Below are 20061 nucleotides of genomic sequence, written 5' to 3'. Positions count from 1 at the left end.
CCGTCGACGGGCGGTGCGTGCCGTGCGCCGACCGCCGGTCGACAGTGGCCCGCCTGTCGACAGCAGCTCACCGGTCGACAGCGGCTCACCGGTCCAGAGCGGGCCCGTGCCAGGATGGGAGACATGGCGGCGGGACCGGTGGCGTTCGTGCTCGGCGGCGGGGGAGTGCTCGGCGCGGTCGAGGTGGGCATGTTGCGCGCGCTGTTCCGCGCCGGCATCCAACCCGACATGGTGCTCGGCACCTCGATCGGCGCCGTGAACGGCGCGCTGGTCGCCGCCGACCCGTCGGAGGCGGTGACCGACCGGCTGGTGCGGCTGTGGGCCTCACCGGAGGCGAGCGAGGTGTACGGCGACTCGGTCGCCCGTCAGCTGCGCCGCTTCGCCGCCCGCACCCACCTGCACTCACCCCGACCGCTGCGCCGCCTGCTGGAAACCGAGTTGGGGGTGGACACCACCTTCGCCGACCTGCGGGTGCCGTTCCGCTGCTGCGCCGCCCACATCGAACGGGCCGCCGAGCACTGGTTCGACAGTGGCCCGGTGGTGCCGGCGGTGATGGCGTCGGCGTCCGTGCCGGGGCTGCTTCCGCCGATGCAGATCGACGGCGCGCACTACGTGGACGGTGGGATCGTCAACTCCATCCCGATCGGCGAGGCGGTGGCCGTCGGCGCCCGCCGGATCTACGTCCTCCAGGTGGGTCGGATCGAACGGGAGCTGACCCCGCCCCGCCGGCCGTGGGAGATCGCGCAGGTCGCGTTCGAGATCTCCCGCCGGCACCGCTTCTTTCGCGAGTTGGCGGCGCTGCCCGAGGGAGTGGAGGTGCACGTCCTACCGACCGGCGGGCTCAACCCCCGCGACGACACGCCCTGGGCGTATCGGGACATGGCAGCGGTGGGGCGGCGGATCAGCCGCGCGTACACCGCCTCCCGGCGTTACCTCGCCACCCACCTGGAGCAGTGATGCCACTGCCTCCCCGGTGGTTGCGTCGGCTGCTGTTCGCCCCCGCCGTCGTGGTGCTCGCCTTCTTCGTGGTCACCACGTTGCCGGTCTGGGCGCTGCTCGCCGCTGCCGCGTCCCCGCTGGTCCCGGGCCGGTTGCGCCCGCTGCGACTGCTCTGGATCGGCTGCGTCTACCTGGTCTGGGACGCTGCCGCGCTGCTCGCGCTGTTCGTGCTCTGGGTCGCCTCAGGCTTCGGCTGGCGGGCCCGGTCCCCGGCCTTCCAGCGCGCGCACTACGTGCTGGCCGGCTGGTTCTTGCGGGTGTTGTTCTGGCAGGCCCGCTGGACACTGCGCCTGAGCATCGACGTGGTGGGCACCGACCCGGACACTGCGCTGCCCGGCCGGCCCGAGTTGGTGCTGTGCCGGCACGCCGGGCCGGGCGACTCGTTCATCCTCATCCACGGGTTGGTCAACTGGTTCCACCGCGAGCCCCGGATCGTCCTGAAGGACAGCCTCCAGTGGGATCCGGCGATCGACGTGCTGCTCAACCGGCTGCCCAACCGGTTCATCGCGCCGACCCCGGAACGCGGCGAGGAGACGGTACGCCAGGTCGGGCACCTCGCCGGCGGCCTGGACGACAACGACGCGTTCGTGATCTTTCCCGAGGGCGGCAACTTCACCCCCGGGCGACGGCTGCGCGCCATCGCCCGGCTGCGCTCGCTCGGCCTGGAACGGATGGCCCAGCGCGCCGAGCGGATGCGCCACGTGCTCGCCCCGCAGCCCGGTGGGATGCTCGCCGCACTGGACGCCGCGCCGGACGCCGGGGTCATCTTCGTCGCCCACACCGGGCTGGACCGGATGCTGACCGTCGCCGACGTGTGGCGGGAACTGCCGATGGACAAGCGGATCGTCATGCGGTTTTGGTCGGTGCCTCCGGAGGACGTCCCCACCGGACGGCAGCAACGCATCGACTGGCTGTTCGACTGGTGGGCGCAGATCGACACCTGGATCGCCGCCAACCGCTGAGCGGAGCGGAGCCCCGCAGTCGCGAACGAAAGGCGGGCTTCGGTGAGTGCGAGGAGTGCAGCGGAGCGGAGCCCCGCAGTCGCGAACGAAAGGCGGGCTCTGCTGCGTCTGGCCGCGTAGGGTGCCTGCGTGGACGAGATCTGCGTGGTGACAACTGTGGTGGACGCACGTGCGGTCGCCGACGTGTTGGCGGCTGCGGCCGTCGCCGGCAGGCTCGCCGCCTGCGCCCAGGTGGGCGGTCAGGTGGACAGCACCTACTGGTGGCGGTCCGGGATGGAGACGAGCACCGAGTGGTCGGTGCAGTTCAAGACCGCACCGGACCGGCTTGCCGCGTTGCTGGACCAGATCCGGGTCAGCCACCCGTACGAGGTTCCGGAGATCCTGGTGTCCAGGATGGAGAGCGGCAACCCCGACTACGCCACCTGGGTGTACGAGCACACCCGCTCCTGAGTACGCGCACTCTGGGTGGCACCGGGGTCGGTTGTCGATGATGACCGGGTGGACGACACCCGTTACCCCTGCCCCGCCTGCGGCGCACCGGCCGACCTGAGCGCCGGTTGCTCGGGCTGCCATCGCGCGCCCGACCCGATCGCCGCCGAGGTGGTTCGGCTGAGCCGGGAGGCCGCCGAGCTCGAGCCGAAGGTGGAGCAGGCGCGCCGCGCGTACACCGAGCTGGCCGGACGTCTGTCGGCCGTGTCGCGGCGGCGGGCCGAACTGGCGGCGGTCGTCCGCGCCGGGATGGCCGCCTCGGTGGTGGCGCGCCCGGTGGCTCCCGTCGGGCCGGTGCCGTCGATCGGTCCGGGCCCCGGGGTGGCGGCGGATTCCCGGCCTGGTGCGGCGGAGACGTCGACGCGGACGATCCAGGGTCTGCTCTTCGTCCTCGGTGGACTGCTGCTGGGCACCGCGGCGGTGGTGTTCACAGCGGTGGCCTGGGCGGCGGTGGGGGTCGCGGGGCGGGCGTTGATCCTGGCGGCGTTCACCGCGCTCGCCCTGGGTGTGCCGCTGCTGGCGGTCCGCCGGGGCCTGCGGGGGACCGCGGAGACGTTCGCCGCGGTGGGGTTGCTGCTTGTGGTGCTGGACGGTTACGCGGCCTGGTCGGTGGACCTGGCCGGCGTGTCCGACTGGCCGGGCAGTCGGTACGCCGCGCTGGTCGGGGGGGCCAGCGCGGCGGTCGCCGTGGCGTACGGCCGGTGGAGCGGGTTGACGGGGCCCTGGTTCGCTGCCCTGGTGGCCGCGCAGCCGGCGTTGCCGCTGCTCGCCGCCGAGGCCGGGCTGGGTGCGGCGGGGTGGGCGTTGGTGCTGCTCGGGGTGGCGTCGCTGAACCTGGCCGTGTGGGCCGCGCTGCGGGAGCGGGACGGGGCGGCGCAGCTCGTCGGTCGGTTGGTGGCCGGCGCGGGTCACGTCGCCGCGCTGGTGGGTGCCGCGGCGTGCGCCGTGGTGCCCCTCGTCGCCGGGCGGGCGGGGGGTTCGCCACTGCTGGCCGGGGTGCCGCTGGTGCTTGTCGCGCTCACCGGGTTCGGCGCGGCCTGGCTGGTCGGAGGTCGGGCGCTACGGGCGGTGGCGGCCGGGCTGCTGGTGCCGGTGCTCGCCGCCGCGCTGCTGCGTCCGGTGGCGGAGCTGCGGCCGTCAGTGCTGCTGCTCGCGGCGGCGATGGTGGCGCTCGGGCTGGCCGTCGCCGTGCGGCTCCTGCCGGTGCCGGCTGGGGCGGCGGTGGACGGTGGCGGCGGTTGGCGGACCGGCCCGCGGGCCGGCGCGCTGTTCGTCGCGGCGGGCACGGCGCAGGTCAGCGTCTTGATCACAGTCGGGCTGGCGGTCGCCGCCGTCGGCCGGTCGCTGCCGCCCTGGGGTGGGGCGGGGACGGGGCCGGACCTGCGCTGGGGCTGGCAGGTGGCGGTGGCGGTGGCAGTGGCGGTCGGCGCGACGGCGCTGCTGCTGCCCCGGACGACACGGGCGGTGCTCGCCACCGCCGGCACGGTGGCGGTGCTGTTCGCCGTACCCGCCGGCTGGACGGCCTCCTGGCCGCAGGTGGTGGCCATCGACCTGGTCGGCGGGGTCGCGCTGCTGCTCGCCGTGCTGGCCCGTCCGACCACCCCACCGCTCGCCCTGCGCATCCGTGCCCTCGGTGGTGCGCTGCTGCTCGGGCACGGGCTGCTCGTCGCCCTGGCCGCCCCGACCGGTGCCCTGGTGGTGCTGGGCGTGGTCGCTGTGGTCGGGCTGGCCCTTGCCGTGCGACGGGGGGCCGGCGCGTACCGGGAGGTGGCCGGCCTGGGTCTGCTGGCCGGGCAGCTCGCGCTGCCCGGTATCGCGGCGGTGGCGCTGTTCGCCGCGGGCGGGCCGCCGTGGTGGCAGGCCCGGCTCGCGCTGGCCGCCGCCGGGCTGTCGCTCGTCGCGGCGCTCGCGGCCCGTCGCCATCGGATGGACCTCATCGGGTACGCGGTGACCGGTGCCGTCGTCGCGGTGGCCGTGCCGGGCCTCGCGCCACTGGTGGGGGCGGGTGACGAGCCGCTCACGCTGTACGCCGCGCTGGCGGCGCTGGGTATCACGTTCGTCGCCCTCGGGGATCGGCCGGTGGCTGACGAACGCGAGGCGGCCCGGTCGGCGGCCGACGTGCCGGCCCGGTTGGCGGCTGAGGCCGACCCGACCCGGTCGGCGGCTGAGGCGAAGCCGATCCAGTCGGCGGCTGAGATCGGTTCGGTCCGGTCGGCGCTGTTGCTGACGGCCGGCGGAGTCCTGGCGGTGGTCGCTGTCCTGGCGGCGCTGCCGACGGTGCTGACCGCGCTCGTGTCGCCCGATGGCGCTCGAGGTCGGGTGTGGTCGGGGGCGCCCACTGTCGTCGCCGACCTGTCGGTGCTCCCGGTCGGCTTCGCGCTTGTCGTGCTGGCGGTGGCCGCCGCGCTGGCTGGTCGGCGGGTCGGCCGGCCGGTACCGCCCGCGCTGCCGTTCGTCGCGGCGGCGTTGCCGGTACTGCTCACGGCGGTCGGCGTGCCGTGGCCGGTGCTGCCGGCGGCCGTCCTGCTCGCCGGCCTGGCCGCGCTGCTGTTCACCGCGCTGGCGGCGGCCCGCCCGGCACTCACACCGGTCGCCGTGCCGGTGGGCGTGGTGCTGGTGGGCTCCGGGGTGCTCGGTCTCCTGGCCACCCGGGCCCTGACGCTCGCGGCCGAGGGCGCGCTACTGGTGGCGGCGGTCGCGGTCGCCGTCGGGGCGCGCCGATTCGAGGTACGGGTCGGTGGTTGTCTCGCCGCCGTTGGTGCCGCGTCCGCGTTGGCGGTGACCGCCCCGCTCTCCGGTGGGCTGCCGTTGCGGGCTGCCGCGTACCCACTGCTGGCGGTGGCCGTGGTGGTGCTGGCCGCCGCCGCGCTCACGTCGGCGCAAGCCCGGTTGGGGCGCGTCCTGGACGCCGCCGCGCAGGCCGTCGTGCTGGTGGCGGCGCTGCTCGCCGTCGAGGTGGCGCGGCACCTCGCCACCATCTGCGTGCTCTGGGGTGTGGCCGTGGCGCTGCGACTGCTGCGCCGGGGGGAACCGGCCGGGCGGCGGTGGGCGTTCGCTGGGATCGCCGCCGGCAGCGAGCTGCTCGGGGCCTGGGTGCTGCTCGCCGCCGGTGGGGTGACGGTGCCGGAGGCGTACACACTGCCGGCCGCGGCGCTCGCCGTCGGCGCGGGCCTGCTGGCGCTGCGTACCCGGCCGGGGTTGACCAGCTGGCCGGCCCTCGGCCCGGGGTTGGTCGCGGCGTTGCTGCCCAGCCTCGTGTCGGTCCTGGCCGGGGCGGACCCGCAGCCGTGGCGACGACTGCTCCTCGGCGCGGCGGCCACCGGCGCGGTGCTGGCCGGCGCCACCCGTCGCTGGCAGGCGCCGGTGCTGCTCGGCGGCGGGGTGCTGACGCTGTTGGCGCTGCACGAGCTGGCCCGTGGGTGGGACCTGCTGCCCCGGTGGATCTACCTGGGGGTCGGCGGGTTGGCGCTGGTCGGGCTCGCTGCCACCTACGAGCGGCGGCGGCGTGACCTGGCTCGACTGCGCGCCGCGGTGGGCCGACTGGGTTGAGCCGGACCAGTGGGGGTAGGGCCTGCACTACCCCCCATTCGGGGGCTGTCGGGGTTACTCAGCGCTACCCCGATCGGGAGACTGACATTAAGCCCGAACCACCCCGGTACGGGCGCAAGTCGAACGGGAGCAGCGATGGCGCTCGGAGCGGTGGCAGAACCGCCGGTACGACGGCGAGGCAGTGACTACGCACAGTTGTCCCGACGGATCAGCCAGGCGGGCCTGCTGGAGCGGCGCCCCGGCTGGTATGTCACCCGCATCGTGCTCACCCTCGGTGCCTTCGTGGCCGGCTGGGTGGCCGTGTTCCTGCTCGGCGACTCCTGGTGGCAGCTGCCCCTCGCCGCCCTGATGGCGGTGGCCACCACGCAGGTCGCGTTCCTCGGCCACGACGCCGGGCACCGCCAGATGTTCCGTCGACGCGGCCCCAGCGAGGTGGTGGGCCTGTTCGCCGGCAACGCGGCGGTCGGCCTCAGCTACGGCTGGTGGGTCGACAAGCACAACCGGCACCACGCCAACCCGAACCACGAGGACGAGGACCCGGACGTCGGCGCGGGCGCCCTGGTGTGGACACCCGAGCAGGCGATGGAGACCCGTGGGATCGGTCGCTGGATGGCCAGGCGGCAGGCGTACCTCTTCTTCCCGATGCTCCTCCTGGAGGGCCTGAACCTGCACGTGGCGAGCATCCGGGCGATCGTCGGTCGGGAGCCCAACGGCGGGTACACCGTCCCGATGCGGCACCGGGCGGTCGAGGCGGCGCTGCTCGTCGCTCACACCGTCGGCTACGTCGCGCTGCTGCTCGCGGTCATGTCCCCGCTCAAGGCGCTGCTCTTCGCCGTCGTGCACCAGGCACTGTGGGGCCTCTACATGGGCTGCGCGTTCGCGCCGAACCACAAGGGCATGCCGATGCCCACCGCCGAGGACGAGCTGGACTTCCTGCGCAAGCAGGTGCTGACCTCCCGCAACGTACGCGGCAGTCGACTCGTGGACACCGCGTTGGGTGGCCTCAACTACCAGATCGAGCACCACCTCTTCCCGAACATGCCCCGCGCCAACCTGCGCCGGGCCCAGCCGATCGTCAGGGCCTACTGCGTCGAGCAGGGCATCCGGTACGCCGAGACCGGGCTTGTCGAGTCGTACCGGCAGGCACTGGGTCACCTGCACGAGGTGGGCCGGCCGCTGCGCGGCTGAGCTGCCCAGCGGTGGCGCGTCCGGCTCTTCGGACGCGCCACCGGTAGGGTCTGGTCATGGCAGACCTGCTCACCGCGGACGCGGTGCGAGAAGAGCTGAGCCGGTTGCCCGACTGGTCGGGTGACCCGACCGGCCTCGGTCGTACCGTCCAGCTCGGCAGTTTCCCGGCGGCCATCGCGGTGGTGGACCGGGTGGCGACGGTTGCGGAGAAGCTCGACCACCATCCCGACATCGACATCAGATGGCGGACCCTGACCTTCCGCTGTGTCACGCACTCGGCCGGTGGGGTCACCCACCGGGACGTCGAGCTGGCCCGGCGCATTGACGACATCGTCCGGAGTGCGGCATGAGATTCGAGATCAGCAAGGTTCTGGATGCCATCGAAGGTCGGGTCTGCACGGACCCGTCCCTGGCCCGTGCCGTGGTCGACCTGGCCGAGGTGATCCGCTACCAGGACATCGACGGTGGTCGGCCGGCCAGCCTGCTCCGCCTCGGCATGGTCATCGACGCGCTCTCCCGCGAGCTGGAGGAGGACAGCGTCCAGGTCTACGCGGTGGTCCACCGGGCGTTGCTCTCCGACGCCGACCTCACCTCCAACGAGCGGATGGTCGTTCGCCGCTGGGCCGACGACGGGCTCGTCGAGGTGCTCGACAACCCGGGTGACCGGATGTTGGAGGTCGCCGACCTGCTCGGGTTGCCGGTGCTCAGCCGGGTCCGCTTCGACGGGCTGCGCGGTCGGTTCCCGTGGCTGGTCGAGCAGCCCGGTCGGGTGGTCGCCCCGGTGCCGGGCGCCGGCGGGCCGGTGTTCATCGCCCACGTCGGTGGTGGGCACTCGCCGGTGGCCGGCAAGCGGTCGCCGACCGGAGTGAAGCTGCTGGCCCGCCAGTGGCGCTGCCCGGAGTCGGGCTGCGCGCTGTTCGGCGGAGGTGGCGGAGGTGGCGCGTTCGCCGACCTGGCCGGAGGTGCTGACCGCAGCCCTGCCGCGCAGCCGCCGCCCGCGCTGCGCAACGGCGTACCGACCTGCCCTCGGCACGGCGTACGGCTCGGTGACGGCGGCCCGCGTCCGCGTACCGAAGTGCTCGCGGTGCGGGTCGGCGGCCTGGTCCGACGGCGGTTCGTGCTCAGCGAGGAGCAGCCGATCGTGGCCGGCCGGGCCCCCGAGCAGGACGGCGGGATCATGCTCGGGCAGTGGCTCAACGACGAGGCCCGGCGGTGGATCAGCCGTGGTCACGTCAGTTTCGAGCTGCGGGTCGGCGAGGTCATCGTGACCGACGTCAGCACCAACGGCTCCGGTATCCGCCCGGCCGGTTCGATGGCCGAGTCGGACCGGATCCCGCTGGCGCCTCAGCAGTCCCGGGTGTTGGGCGAGAACGACATGGTGGAGCTGTACCCGGGGGTGCAGATCGGCCGGGCCGAGGAGTTGCCGACCGGTGCCCCGTTCACCCCCACCTCGGTGATGGCGGAGGCCCCGACAATGGCCATGCGCCTACCTCGACCCTGACGCGGCAGGCGGGCGCCGGAACCCCGGCGCCCGCCTGCCAGCAGGTTCCTCGGTCAGCCGGCCAGCACCTCGGCCAACTGGGTCACCGCCAGGTCGATCTCCTCTTCGGTGATGACCAGCGGTGGGGCGAGCCGGATCGTGGACCCGTGGGTGTCCTTGGCGAGCACCCCACGCGCGGCCAGCCGCTCGCACGCCTCACGGCCGCTCATCAGCGCCGGGTCGATGTCCAGACCGGCCCACAGGCCACGGACGCGTACTCCGATGAGGCCCTTGCCGACCAGCCCTTCCAGGCCGGATCGCAGCCTTTCACCCAGCTCGGCCGAGCGGCGCTGGAACTCGCCGGTCGCCAGCAGCCGGACCACCTCGATCGCCACCGCGCAGGCCAGCGGGTTGCCGCCGAAGGTGGAGCCGTGCTGGCCGGGCTTGAGCACACCGAGCACGTCGGCGTTCGCGGCCACCGCGGACACCGGCACGATGCCGCCGCCGAGCGCTTTGCCGAGCAGGTACATGTCGGGCACGACGCCCTCGTGGTCACAGGCGAAGGTCGCGCCGGTACGCCCCAGACCCGACTGGATCTCGTCGGCGATGAACAGCACGTTGCGGTCGGTGCAGACCTGGCGTACGCCCGGCAGGTAGCCCTCCGGCGGCACCACCACACCCTGCTCACCCTGGATCGGCTCCAGCAGCACGGCCACCGTGTTCTCGTCGATCGCGGCGGTCAGCGCGTCCAGGTCGCCGTACGGCACGACAGTGAACCCCGGGGTGTACGGCCCGAAGTCGGCGCGGGCATCCTCGTCGGTGGAGAAGCTCACGATGGTGGTGGTCCGGCCGTGGAAGTTGCCCTCGGCGACCACGATGTTGGCCTGCCCGGCGGGCACGCACTTGACCTGGTAGCCCCATTTGCGGGCCACCTTGATCCCGGTCTCCACCGCCTCGGCGCCGGTGTTCATCGGCAACACGAGGTCCTTGCCGCACAGCTCGGCTAACTCCCGGCAGAAGTCGGCGAACTGGTCGTGGATGAACGCCCGACTGGTCAGCGTCAGCCGATCCAGTTGGGTGTGCGCGGCGGCGATCAACTGTGGGTGCCGGTGACCGAAGTTCAGCGCGGAGTAGCCGGCCAGGCAGTCCAGGTAGCGGCGGCCGTCCACGTCGGTCAGCCAGGCGCCCTCGGCGGACGAGATCACCACCGGCAGGGGGTGGTAGTTGTGCGCAGTCCAGCGCTCGGCGTCCCGGACCGCTTCCGGTGTACGCAGCTTGTCATCCACGATCACTTGCTTGCCTTTCCCTGACGGAGTCGCAGCGTGCAGCACTTCGGTCCGCCGCCGGCCTTACGTAGCTCGGACAGGTCGACCCCGATGGTTTCGTAGCCCCGGTCGCGCAGCTTGGCGGCCAGGTCGGTGGCCTGCGCGGGCAGCACCACGTGCCGTCCGTCGCTCACCGCGTTCAGCCCGAGCACCTCGGCGTCGGCCATGGTGGCGTGCACCGCGTCGGGGAAGAGCCGACGCAGCACGGCCTGGCTGCCCGGGGAGAACGCCTCCGGCAGGTACGCAACGGTCCGCTCGTCGAGCACTGTCAACGCGGTGTCCAGGTGGTAGAAGCGCGGGTCGACCAGTTGCATGGTGATCACCGGGTAGCCGAAGACCTCCTGCAACTGGGCGTGCGCGGCGTGCGCAGTGCGGAAGCCGGTGCCGGCCAGCAGGTGGTCACCGGCCAGCAGGACGTCGCCCTCGCCCTCGTTGACGTGCTTGGGGTCGTACATCTCGAAGCCGGCGGCCTCGAACCAGGCCCGGAACGCCGGAGCCTCGTCGGCGCGCTGCGGGTCGCGGAACTGCACTGCCATCGCCTTGCCGTCGATCACCGTGCCGCCGTTGGCGGCGAAGACCATGTCGGGCAGGCCGGGCACCGGAGTGATCTCCTCGACGGTGTGGCCCAGGTCAAGGTACGTCTGGCGCAGCTGCTCCCACTGCCGGACGGCCAGCGCGGCGTCGACCGGCGCGCTCGGGTCCATCCAGGGGTTGATCGCGTAATCCACGGCGAAGTACGTCGGCCGGCACATCAACAGGCGCTGGCTGGTGGCGTCCATCGTCATTGTCCTGCTCCCAGGGGTCGGGCGCGCCCGGCCACCATGGCCCACGGGCTGGCGCCGTTGCTCAACGGTATGCGGCGTCAGCGGCAGGATCCACCACTGAGAGTTGCGCAGGCCGTAGATCCGTTGCGTGTGGCGGGCCGTCCGAGGCGATTCGTTGCGTCAGAGCGTGGAGGCGCCGGATCCCGTGTCGGTGGCCGAGTGGCCCGACGGCCGGGCTGGGGGCGGTGGGCCTGGGGGCGGAGTGGGACGCACGAGGTCGCCGCTCGGCGACCTGAACCGGAACCGTCGAACCCTGGACACACTTCAGGGGCGGCGAACCGCCGCCCCTGAAAGGGTGTCTTCCCGGCCGGTGAACCACCGGACTGATCGGGCTGCCGGCGAACCGCCGGTTGTTCACCGGTGCATCACCGGCGAGCGGAACAGTGCCCGCTAGAAACGATCCACAAACTGTGAGTCAAGCCACTCGCGGAAGCGCTGCACCCAGTCGCCGTCAGTGGTCGGCCAGTCGAACTGACCGGTCATCGCGAGCACCCCGATCACTACTGCGGCCAGCCCGATCAGCACGCCGAAGAGCGCGTCGGTCTTGCCGGCGACGTGCCGACGACGGGTTGCCATCAGACCGAGCACCGAGAGCACCGCGCCGAACGCGCCGAGCCCGATGCCGTACCCGGCCAGGGTCCCGGTCAGCACGAACGCCGCACCGGCGACCGACACGATCAGGCCGAGGGTGGCGAGCAGGCTGGCACGCGGCTTCGGGCCACGCGTCACCGGCGGCTCGGGCGCGATCTCGCCCGGGGTCGGGTCGACCGGGCGGTCCGTGGTGGCCCGGTCCGTGGTGGCCCGGTCGGTGGTGTCGGGCCGACGGGTCGTGCTGTCGAGGTCGGCGTCCCGCTCGGCGGTGCGCGTCGCGCTCGCGGCGACGGCTGGCCGGGCCTCGGTCTCCACCTTGCCGGCGGTGCTGGTGCGGGGCTCGGGCGTGACCGGTCGGGTCGTGCCGTTCACGGGCTCCGGTGCGACCGGGCGGGTCGTGCCGTTCGAGGGCTCGGGCGCAACCGGGCGGGCACCGCCCCGGGAGTCGGCCTCCACCGGCCGACCGGTGGCAGCTCGGGCCACCGCCGCCCGCTCGTTGGCTCGCCGCTCAGCCTCGCTGGTCTGGCCGCCGGTCGCGCCGCCGCTGCGGTACGTCGTCTGGTCGCCGTCCCGGTCGGTGACCACCGGGCGACCGGCGCTGTCGTCGGACTGGGCGGTCTCGGCGACCGGGGTGTCGCCGCCGTCAACGCGGCCGTCGAGGTTCTCGTCCCGCGTCGGCGCCGGCTCGGACCGGCGGGACAGCGAAGGAATCCTGACCACTACACACCTCCTGATGAATGCGTGGTGGCCGACGGAAAGGGTGGCACCCACGCGGTGTCGCCCCTCGAATACCCACCTGGGCGTTTCCTGACACCAATCCTGGGTACGGCCGCCCTGCCGCCTTGCCTGTCACGCGGCCGCCGCGTCATGGACCGCCCTTGCGAGGTACGGCCCGAGGGCACGGCTGAACGTCCCGGTGATGTGCCCGACTGTGTCCCGGTAAGTGATCACGTTGCCGATCACGGCCGGGCACGAGGTCGCGTCGCAGAAGTACGGCCGCAGGTCCACCAGTTCGACGCCAGGCACCATCGCGGCCGCCGCGACGAGAGCGTCGGTCTCGGCGTACGCCTGCGACACCGGGGTGGCGCAGTCGTGATCGAGGACCGAGAAGTTGACCCGTCGCACGCACTCCAGGGCCGCCTCGGAGACGCCGGGGTTGTCGGCCACGACAACGATCTTCGTCCCTCGCGCGGCGACCGGCTTCCATGCCTCCGCGTACATCCGCGACACCCAGTCCTTGTCCGGCGCGGTCTTGTGCCGTGCCGCGGTGACGATGACGATGTCGTACCGCGGGCCGGTGACCAGCCGCTGCTGAATGTCCTTCATCGTCTCGTCGCAGGTGCTGCCGGTGCCGGTCTGGATCCATTGGCAGCCCCAGCCGACGTAGCTGTCGAGCTTCCAGCCGTACGTCGCCAGTTGGGTCCGAAGCCCTGGCAGCAGCATCGCGGCGTGGCTGTCGCCGAGCAGCGCGACCGAGGTGGTCCCCGGGCCTGACTCGCCGTAGGTGCAGGTGCGCATCGGTGCCCGCTCGGCGATCCAGCAGTCGAAGGCACCGGCGGTGTCCTTCGTCAGGTTGGCCGAGGCCGGAAGGATGAAGTTGCCCTGCACCGGCGGGCAGCCGAGGCTCGCGTCCCGGGCGGCGGCACCGAGGCAGCGTTCGGTACCAGCGGTCGGCTGTGCATCCGCCGGCGTGGTGTTCCACACCGGCGTGGCCGCGGCGACGGTTACCGACAACACGAGCGCTGCGGCGACCAGGCCGGGCCGCAGGACGGCGGTGAGCCCACTGGGCCGGGGCGGACGCGGCGCCCTGTGGGTGGGGATCCGCGAGGCCGGATAAGCGGCAGGTGCCGTCCCGGCCGCCGGGCGGCGGCCCCAGGTCACCTTGCGCAGCGGGTCTTCCACGCCGTGATACCCGACGACGGAGAGTGCGGTGATCAGCACCGCCGCGGTCACGTAGTAGGCCATGCTGTCGCTGGGCATGAGCGCCGCGAGGAGCACGACGACCGGGAAGTGCCAGAGGTACAGCGAATAGGAGATGTCGCCGACGTAGCGGCTCACCGGGTTGGTCAGCGGCCACAGGTACGGCTGGTCACCCCCAGCACCGGCGGCGATGACGAGGGCTGTGGCGAGCACCGGCAGGGTCGCCCACGGCGCCGGGAAGCCGGGCGTCGCTGGCACGAGGAAGAGCGCGGCGACGATGCCGGCCATGCCGAGCCAGCCGAGCAGCGTACGGCCAGCCACCGACCGGATGGCGAGAGTGCTGCCGAGGACCGCCACGAGCGCCCCGACCCCGAGTTCCCAGGCGCGGGAGAACGTGGAGAAGTACGCCACTGTCGTGTCGGTACGGGTCTCCCACACCGACCATGCGAACGAGGCGACGGTGATCGCACCGATCGTGGTGCCGATCGCCAGCCGCCGTGCACGTAGACCCCACGCGAAGCGGCGGACCCCGAACAGCAGGATGCCCAGCATCAGCCAGGGCCAGACGACGTAGTACTGCTCCTCGACGGCGAGGGACCAGAAGTGCTGCACCGCCGACGGCGGCAACCCCTCCTGGAAGTAGTCGGTGCCTTCGCGGGCGAACCGCCAGTTCGCCATGAAGAAGAATGAGGCGACCACGTCGCGCACAAGCTGACCGAACCGTACGGTGTCGAGCAGGAAAGACGCCGCGACGACGGTGCTGACGAGGACGAGTACCGACGCTGGAATGATCCGCTTGAACCGGCGGACGTAGAAGCCCCGGAACGAGATGGTCCCGGTGCGATCGTGCTCGCGCAGCAGCAGCGACGTGATCAGATAGCCGGAGATGACGAAGAAGACGTCGACGCCGACGAACCCGCCCGACGGGTACCGCACGAGGTGGTCGGCGATGACGGCAAGCACCGCGACGGCCCGCAACCCCTGCACGTCCGGGCGGAACGTGGTCGGCTTCGCGGTCGGCGCTGGATCGACCGGATCGGCCCGCTGCTGCTCGTACGTCGTGTGGCCGACCGACATCCGACCGTTCTCCCCCCGCCCGTCGTCCGCCGAGACGTCGGCGGAACCGGTGAGAGTATGCGGCATGCACCAACGCGGTGGAAGGTGTGAGCGGTTGGTGGCATACGTGGTCAGGATGCCGTCCCTATCGCGCCGGACCGAATCGGCGCAATGCCGACACCGCCTGGTGCCATTACGTGCGCTCCTTTGTCCGTATTGGCCAGGAAAGCAGGTACGCCCTCTTTATCTACTTCGGACGGTCGATTCTGGGGAGCCGTATTTCGCGCACCATTCAGCTCTGTGTGCCCGGCCTTACCAGGCGCGCGACAGAAGTGCACGCACGCCCCACCCCGGCCCGAGATTGCCAGGTCTGGCCAGCGGTTGACGGCGGTCACGTTCTCGCAGGCCCGTCGGTATCTCTGAGAATTGCTGTCTATCCTTGGCACCCGTGCCAGAGGGACACACCATCCACCGCTTGGCGGCCCGGCACGCCGAGCTGTTCGCCGGGGACAAGCTGCACGCCGCAAGCCCGCAGGGCCGCTTCGCCGAGGGCGCCGCCCGACTGTCCGGGACCGTTCTGAACGGCACCGAGGCGTACGGCAAACACCTGCTGCACCACTACGCGGGTGAGTTGACCTTGCACGTACACCTTGGGTTGTACGGCAAGTTCACCGATGGGCCGGGGGAGCCGCCTGAGCCGGTCGGGCAGGTGCGGCTGCGGCTGGCCAGCGACCGGCACTGGCTCGACCTGCGCGGGCCCACGGCCTGTGAGCTGCTCACTCCACCCGAGGTGGCCGCGCTGCGGGACCGTCTCGGGCCGGACCCGTTGCGCGGCGACGCCGACCCGGAACGGGCGTACACCCGGATCGCCCGGAGCCCCACCCCTCTCGCGGCGCTGCTGCTGGACCAGTCGGTGGTGGCTGGCACCGGCTTGATCTTCGTGACCGAGGCGCTGTTCCGGGCGGGGGTGTCGCCCAGGATGCCGGGCCGACAGTTGACCAGGGCCGGCTGGGACGCGCTCTGGGCCGACCTCGTCGGGCTGATGCGGCACGCGGTCACGCACGGCCGGATCGACACGGTCCGCGACGCGCACCTGCCGGAGGCGATGGGCCGGCCCGCGCGGGTCGACCGGCACGGCGGCGAGGTGTACGTCTACCGCCGCCCGGGGGCACCCTGCCACGTCTGCGGCACCGACATCAGCCGCGGCGAACTGGCCGGCCGCAACCTCTACTGGTGCCGAACCTGCCAGCCAAGCTGACCCACCCCACCCACCCACCCACCCACCCCGGCCCCTGTGCCCCCGGCCGCCCTGCCCCCGCCAGGAACAGGACCGCGCCGATCTTGCAGTTTCTGTTGCTGAAATGGCCGGATGTGCCCCGTAAGTCGAAACAGAAAGTGCAAGATCGCGGGAGTTGGGGCCGGATTGGCTCGGCGATCATGGAGTTGTGGTGCCGGTTCTGGGGTTGTACGGGGTCTTTGTCGCCCACCACAACTCCTTGATCGACCATGTCGGGCCGGTTGACGGGCTTGGGGTCGGGCCACGTGCGACGCTCCTCGGACCTCAGTCGCCGTCGAGCAACCAGCGGACCACGTCGATCTTCTGAGGGAAGACGATGCCGTCGGCGACGCTCCAGGCCAGTGTCTGCCCGATCGTCCAACCTCGGATCCGTTCCCGGTCCAGCCCCAGGTCGGTGCTGAGCCGGTCCAGTCGGTGCCGGACGGCGGCCGGCGAGTGGCCCAACTCCGGGCCGCGCACCATCGGTACGACCGAAAACTCCCGTTCCCCGGTCAGCGGCTTCGGGTCGATCGCCAGCCACGGCCCTCGCTCACCGGTCAGCCCGCCGCCGCTCAGCCTGCTATCGGTCAGCGCGCTGTCGGGCAGCCCGTCGGAGGCGAGCAGGTCACCGGCCAGCCCGCCGGCGGCGAGCACGTTGCCGGCGTGTAGGTCCTGGTTGACCAGCACCTGCTCGCCCTGGCTGGAGGCCAGGTCGCTGAGCAGGTCGAGCGCCGCGTCGAGCAGCCGTCGTTCGTACGGTCGGCCGGCCCGGTCCCAGGCTCGGGGCATCCGCTCGATCCAGCCGGCGGCTTCACGTGCGAGCGGAGTGAACGGGGCGCCGGCGGGTCGCCAGAGACGGGGGAGCAGTCCGACCACCACGTCCAGCGCCCGGTCCGGCGGGAGGTCGTGCAGGGGAGTGCCGGGCTGGCAGCGTTCGAGCAGCAGGGCACGCCGCTCGGGGTCGTGGGCGAGCAGACGAATCGCCCCGTCGCCGTCCCAGTGGGTCAGCGCGTCGGCCTCGTGCCTGCTGTCCTCGTCGGGGTACTGGAGCTTGAGCACCGCCGCAGTGCCGTCGGGCAGGTCGGCGGGGAGCGCCAGTGAGGCGTACGCCCGTCGGAAGGGCGGGCCGACCCGCAGCGACCACCGTTCGGCGCACTCCGCCAGCCGTGTCGGGAGTGCGGCCAGCCAGGCGCGACCGGCGGGTGTTCCGCGTACCCAGTCGAGCCCTTCGGGTAGGTCCATCTGGCCCTCCTGAGCGGTGTGGCGGTTCGGGCCGGCTGCCGGGTGTTTCGGCCGGGCCACGGCGTTCCCACGCCGGTCCACAGTGGCTAGCGTGGAGCGGGTGCAGATTGGCGTGAACGTACCGAACTTCGCTCCGGGCACCGACCCTGACGTGTTGCGTCGGTGGGCGCAGCCAGTGGCCGCACACCACAAGACCCAGGAGGATCGATGACCCCTGACGACGAGAAGTTTCTCCGCCACGCCGTGGACATCGCCAGGCGGGCGGGGGCTTCCGGCGAGCGGCCGTTCGGCTCGTTGCTTGTCGACGCGGCGGGAGTGGTCCTGATCGAGGACCACAACACAGTGGTCTCCGATTCGGACATCAGCGCCCATCCGGAGTTGAAGCTGGCCCGCTGGGCGGCTCGGGAACTGTCTCCCGAGGTGGCCGCCGGCACCACCATGTTCACCAGTTGCCAGCCGTGTGCGATGTGCGCGACGGCGATCGAGCGGTCCGGCCTCGGGCGGGTGGTGTTCGCCCTGTCGACCGAGCAGTTCGAGGAGGTCAAGCCGGCTACCCCGCCGCTGCCCCCGGTGACGTACGAGGGGCCGGCGCTGTTCGACGAGGCACGCCAGCCGATTGACGACTACTACTGACCGGAACCGTCGCGGGGCGCTGTGACGTAGCCGGAATTGACAGTCGGCCGGCTACCGGAGCAGGGTTGAACGGTGACAACGATGTCAACGGGCAAATAGGAACAAAAGCTTCCTACCGCGCGTCGGCCCCCGCCGGTCGATTCGTGGCGTACCGTTGGCGGTTTTGCGGCGCGGACCCGGTCCGTACGCCGATCCTGGCCGTATGTTCCATTCCTACTCGACGGTGACCAGCTGAAATGACCGACGTGCCCCGATCCGACGCCGCAACGACCCCCGCTCCGGAGGGGTCGCCAGACCTGCCCGATCTGGACGAGTTCCTCGTCGACCAGACCCGCATGCTGCTCGACACCGCCCGCCGCTCGGTCCGGCCCGAGGGCGGGTTCTGGTGGCTCACCGACGACCGCACCCCGGATCGCGGCGAACCGGTCCACACCTGGATCACCTGCCGGATGACCCACGTCGCCGCCCTCGCCCACCGCAACGGCGACCCGGACGCCGCCGCCCTGGTCGACCACGGGATCGCCGCGCTCAGCACGCTGCTGCGCGACGAGCGGTACGGCGGCTGGTTCGGCGCGGTGGACCAGCAGGGGGTACCCGTCAACGACCGCAAGGCTGGCTACGACCACGCGTTCGTGCTGCTCGCCGCCTCCAGCGCCGCGCGCGCCGGACGCCCCGGCGCGGACCTTCTGCTCGCCGACGCGCTGGCTGTCGTCCAGGACCGGTTCTGGGACGACGACGCCGGCGCGGTCCGCGAGTCGTGGACCCGGGACTGGACGGTCACCGAGGACTACCGGGGCGCCAACAGCAGCATGCACATGGTCGAGGCGTTCCTCGCCGCTGCCGCCGCCACCGGCGACGCGAGCTGGGCCGACCGGGCCCTGCGTATCGCCACCCACCTCGTCCACGGTGAGGCGGCCCGGCACGACTGGCGGCTGCCCGAGCACTTCACCACCGACTGGACGCCGCTGCCCGACTACAACCGGGACCAGCCCGCCGACCCGTTCCGGCCGTACGGCTCGACGATCGGGCACTGGCTGGAGTGGGCCCGGCTGCTGCTCGAGTTGGAGGCGGTGCTGCCGAAGCCACCCCGCTGGCTGCTCGCCGACGCCCGCGCCCTGTTCGCCGCGGCGGTTCGTCGCGGCTGGGCGGTCGACGGCGCGGACGGCTTCGTCTACACGATCGACTGGAACGACCGGCCGGTGGTCCGCTCCCGGATGCACTGGGTGCTCGCCGAGGCCATCGGCGCGGCGATGACCCTGTACCGCCGCAGCGGAGACGCGGTCTACCTCGACTGGTACCAGGTCTTCTGGGCGTACGCCCGCCGCAACCTCATCGACCGGACCGGATGGCGGCACGAGTTGGACGCCCAGAACCTGCCCTCCGACACGGTCTGGCACGGCCGACCGGACGTCTACCACGCCTACCAGGCGGTACTGCTGTCCCGCGCGGCGGACGGGCTGGGCGGCCCCGGCCCGCTCGCACCAGGGGAGGTGACCGCGTGATCGTCGTCGCGGGTGAGGCGTTGATCGACCTGGTCGTCAGCGCCGAGGGGCAGCGGGCCGTGCCCGGTGGCTCCCCGGCGAACGTCGCCGTGACACTGGCCCGGCTCGACCAGCCGGTACGGCTGTTGGCCCGGCTCGCCGACGACGACTACGGTCGGCAGCTCGTCGCGCACCTGAGCGCCAACCGGGTGGACCTGGAGTGGGCGGTCCGTGCCGAGGAACCCACGTCGGTGGCGGTGGCCACCCTGAACGCCGCCGGGCAGGCCAGCTACGAGTTCCGGTTGGCCGGTGCGGCGGACTGGCAGTGGACACCCCAGGAGTTGCCCGAGCTGGCCGCGTCACCGGCGATCGCGCTGCACAGCGGGTCCCTCGCGCTCGCGTTGGCTCCCGGCGCGGAGGCGCTGGAGGGCCTGCTCGCCCGGGAACACCAGCGGGACGGGCTCACCGTCTCCATCGACCTCAACCTGCGGCCGAGCATCGTCACCGACCGGGCAGCCGAGCAGGAGCGGGTACGCCGGCAGATCCGCCTCGCGCACCTGGTCAAGGCCAGTGACGAGGACCTGGCCTGGCTCTACCCGGACCGTTCGGTCGCCGACGTGATGACCGAGTGGCGTACGGCCGGAGTGTCCGGTGCCGTGGTGACCCGGGGTGGGGACGGCGCCTGGCTGCTCGCGCCCGACGGCTCGCTGCACGAGGAGCCTGCGGTCCGTACGACGGTGGTCGACACCGTCGGTGCCGGCGACTCCTTCACCGGGGGCCTGCTGGCCGCGCTGGCCGACCTCGACGCGCTCGGTGACCGGCCGGCCGACCGGCTCGCCGCGGTCACCCCGCAGCAGTGGGGTGTGGTGCTCCGGCAGGCGGCCACGGTGGCCGCGCTGACCTGCGCCCGCCGAGGCGCCAACCCGCCGACGCGAGCAGAACTCGAAGCTCTCCTGAACACCACGCCCTGACCGCAGCCGCCTCCGCGATCTTGCACTTTCTGTCCCGGCAAAAGACGCAATCCGCGCAATTGGCCAACAGTAAGT

16 protein-coding genes are annotated in these 20061 nt (G+C 72.4%); 11 read left to right on the top strand and 5 right to left on the bottom strand.

Annotated features, from left to right (window positions below):
• Positions 1–123 precede the first annotated feature (123 nt).
• The 7 genes from ABZ406_RS05695 (at position 124) to ABZ406_RS05665 (ending at position 8688) form a co-directional block, all read left to right on the top strand.
• Positions 124–957: a patatin-like phospholipase family protein gene (locus ABZ406_RS05695; protein ID WP_357756149.1), complete on the top strand. Its 834-nt coding sequence runs from the start codon at positions 124–126 to the stop codon at positions 955–957.
• Complete coding sequence (locus ABZ406_RS05690; protein WP_357756148.1) at positions 957–1961, top strand: 1-acyl-sn-glycerol-3-phosphate acyltransferase; 1005 nt, start codon at positions 957–959, stop codon at positions 1959–1961. Before ABZ406_RS05695 ends, ABZ406_RS05690 begins: the two co-directional genes overlap by 1 nt.
• 129 nt (positions 1962–2090) lie before the next feature.
• Positions 2091–2411: a divalent-cation tolerance protein CutA gene (gene cutA / locus ABZ406_RS05685; protein WP_357349055.1), complete on the top strand. Its 321-nt coding sequence runs from the start codon at positions 2091–2093 to the stop codon at positions 2409–2411.
• A gap of 48 nt (positions 2412–2459) precedes the next feature.
• Positions 2460–5999 (top strand): hypothetical protein, encoded by a 3540-nt coding sequence (locus ABZ406_RS05680; RefSeq protein WP_357756147.1) that lies wholly within the window; start codon positions 2460–2462, stop codon positions 5997–5999.
• A 135-nt stretch (positions 6000–6134) separates the two neighbouring features.
• The gene (locus ABZ406_RS05675) at positions 6135–7187 is read left to right on the top strand and encodes an acyl-CoA desaturase (RefSeq protein ID WP_357756146.1); all 1053 of its coding nucleotides are present in this window, start codon (positions 6135–6137) and stop codon (positions 7185–7187) included.
• A 56-nt stretch (positions 7188–7243) separates the two neighbouring features.
• Complete coding sequence (locus tag ABZ406_RS05670) at positions 7244–7537, top strand: 4a-hydroxytetrahydrobiopterin dehydratase (RefSeq protein WP_357756145.1); 294 nt, start codon at positions 7244–7246, stop codon at positions 7535–7537.
• Complete coding sequence (locus ABZ406_RS05665; protein ID WP_357756144.1) at positions 7534–8688, top strand: FHA domain-containing protein; 1155 nt, start codon at positions 7534–7536, stop codon at positions 8686–8688. The genes ABZ406_RS05670 and ABZ406_RS05665 overlap by 4 nt, the downstream gene beginning before the upstream one ends.
• A gap of 53 nt (positions 8689–8741) precedes the next feature.
• Here ABZ406_RS05665 and rocD read toward each other — a convergent pair whose 3' ends face one another.
• From rocD to ABZ406_RS05645, 4 genes are all read right to left on the bottom strand, one after another.
• On the bottom strand, positions 8742–9956 hold the full coding sequence (rocD, locus tag ABZ406_RS05660) for an ornithine--oxo-acid transaminase (RefSeq protein ID WP_357756325.1): 1215 nt from the start codon (positions 9954–9956) through the stop codon (positions 8742–8744).
• Positions 9956–10771: a dimethylargininase gene (ddaH, locus tag ABZ406_RS05655; RefSeq protein ID WP_334502249.1), complete on the bottom strand. Its 816-nt coding sequence runs from the start codon at positions 10769–10771 to the stop codon at positions 9956–9958. The genes rocD and ddaH overlap by 1 nt, the downstream gene beginning before the upstream one ends.
• Positions 10772–11206: 435 nt before the next feature.
• Positions 11207–12127, bottom strand: a complete 921-nt coding sequence (locus ABZ406_RS05650; protein WP_357756143.1) for a thrombospondin — start codon at positions 12125–12127, stop codon at positions 11207–11209.
• 129 nt (positions 12128–12256) lie between these two features.
• Entirely contained in the window at positions 12257–14470 is a 2214-nt protein-coding gene (locus ABZ406_RS05645; RefSeq protein ID WP_357756142.1) for an acyltransferase family protein, read from the bottom strand.
• Between the two features lie 361 nt (positions 14471–14831).
• On the opposite strand from ABZ406_RS05645, the gene ABZ406_RS05640 reads away from it, so the two are divergent.
• The gene (locus tag ABZ406_RS05640) at positions 14832–15641 is read left to right on the top strand and encodes a DNA-formamidopyrimidine glycosylase family protein (protein ID WP_357756141.1); all 810 of its coding nucleotides are present in this window, start codon (positions 14832–14834) and stop codon (positions 15639–15641) included.
• A gap of 303 nt (positions 15642–15944) precedes the next feature.
• Here ABZ406_RS05640 and ABZ406_RS05635 read toward each other — a convergent pair whose 3' ends face one another.
• Positions 15945–16901, bottom strand: coding sequence for an aminoglycoside phosphotransferase family protein (locus tag ABZ406_RS05635; RefSeq protein ID WP_357756140.1), 957 nt, complete (start codon positions 16899–16901; stop codon positions 15945–15947).
• Between the two features lie 207 nt (positions 16902–17108).
• Here ABZ406_RS05635 and ABZ406_RS05630 point away from each other — a divergent pair, with 207 nt between their 5' ends.
• The 3 genes from ABZ406_RS05630 to ABZ406_RS05620 all read left to right on the top strand — a co-directional run bounded on the left by ABZ406_RS05630 (position 17109) and on the right by ABZ406_RS05620 (position 19986).
• Positions 17109–17534, top strand: a complete 426-nt coding sequence (locus tag ABZ406_RS05630; protein ID WP_357756139.1) for a nucleoside deaminase — start codon at positions 17109–17111, stop codon at positions 17532–17534.
• A 236-nt stretch (positions 17535–17770) separates the two neighbouring features.
• A complete protein-coding gene (locus ABZ406_RS05625; RefSeq protein WP_357756138.1) occupies positions 17771–19036 on the top strand; it encodes an AGE family epimerase/isomerase in 1266 nt (421 codons plus the stop codon).
• On the top strand, positions 19033–19986 hold the full coding sequence (locus ABZ406_RS05620) for a carbohydrate kinase (RefSeq protein ID WP_357756137.1): 954 nt from the start codon (positions 19033–19035) through the stop codon (positions 19984–19986). Before ABZ406_RS05625 ends, ABZ406_RS05620 begins: the two co-directional genes overlap by 4 nt.
• The last annotated feature ends 75 nt before the right edge of the window (positions 19987–20061 follow it).

This window comes from Micromonospora sp. NPDC005710 (genome assembly GCF_040630995.1).
In the GTDB taxonomy this organism is placed as follows: domain Bacteria; phylum Actinomycetota; class Actinomycetes; order Mycobacteriales; family Micromonosporaceae; genus Micromonospora.
The sequence above is the reverse complement of the archived record's forward strand: the minus strand, read 5'-3'. Positions and strand labels throughout refer to the sequence as shown.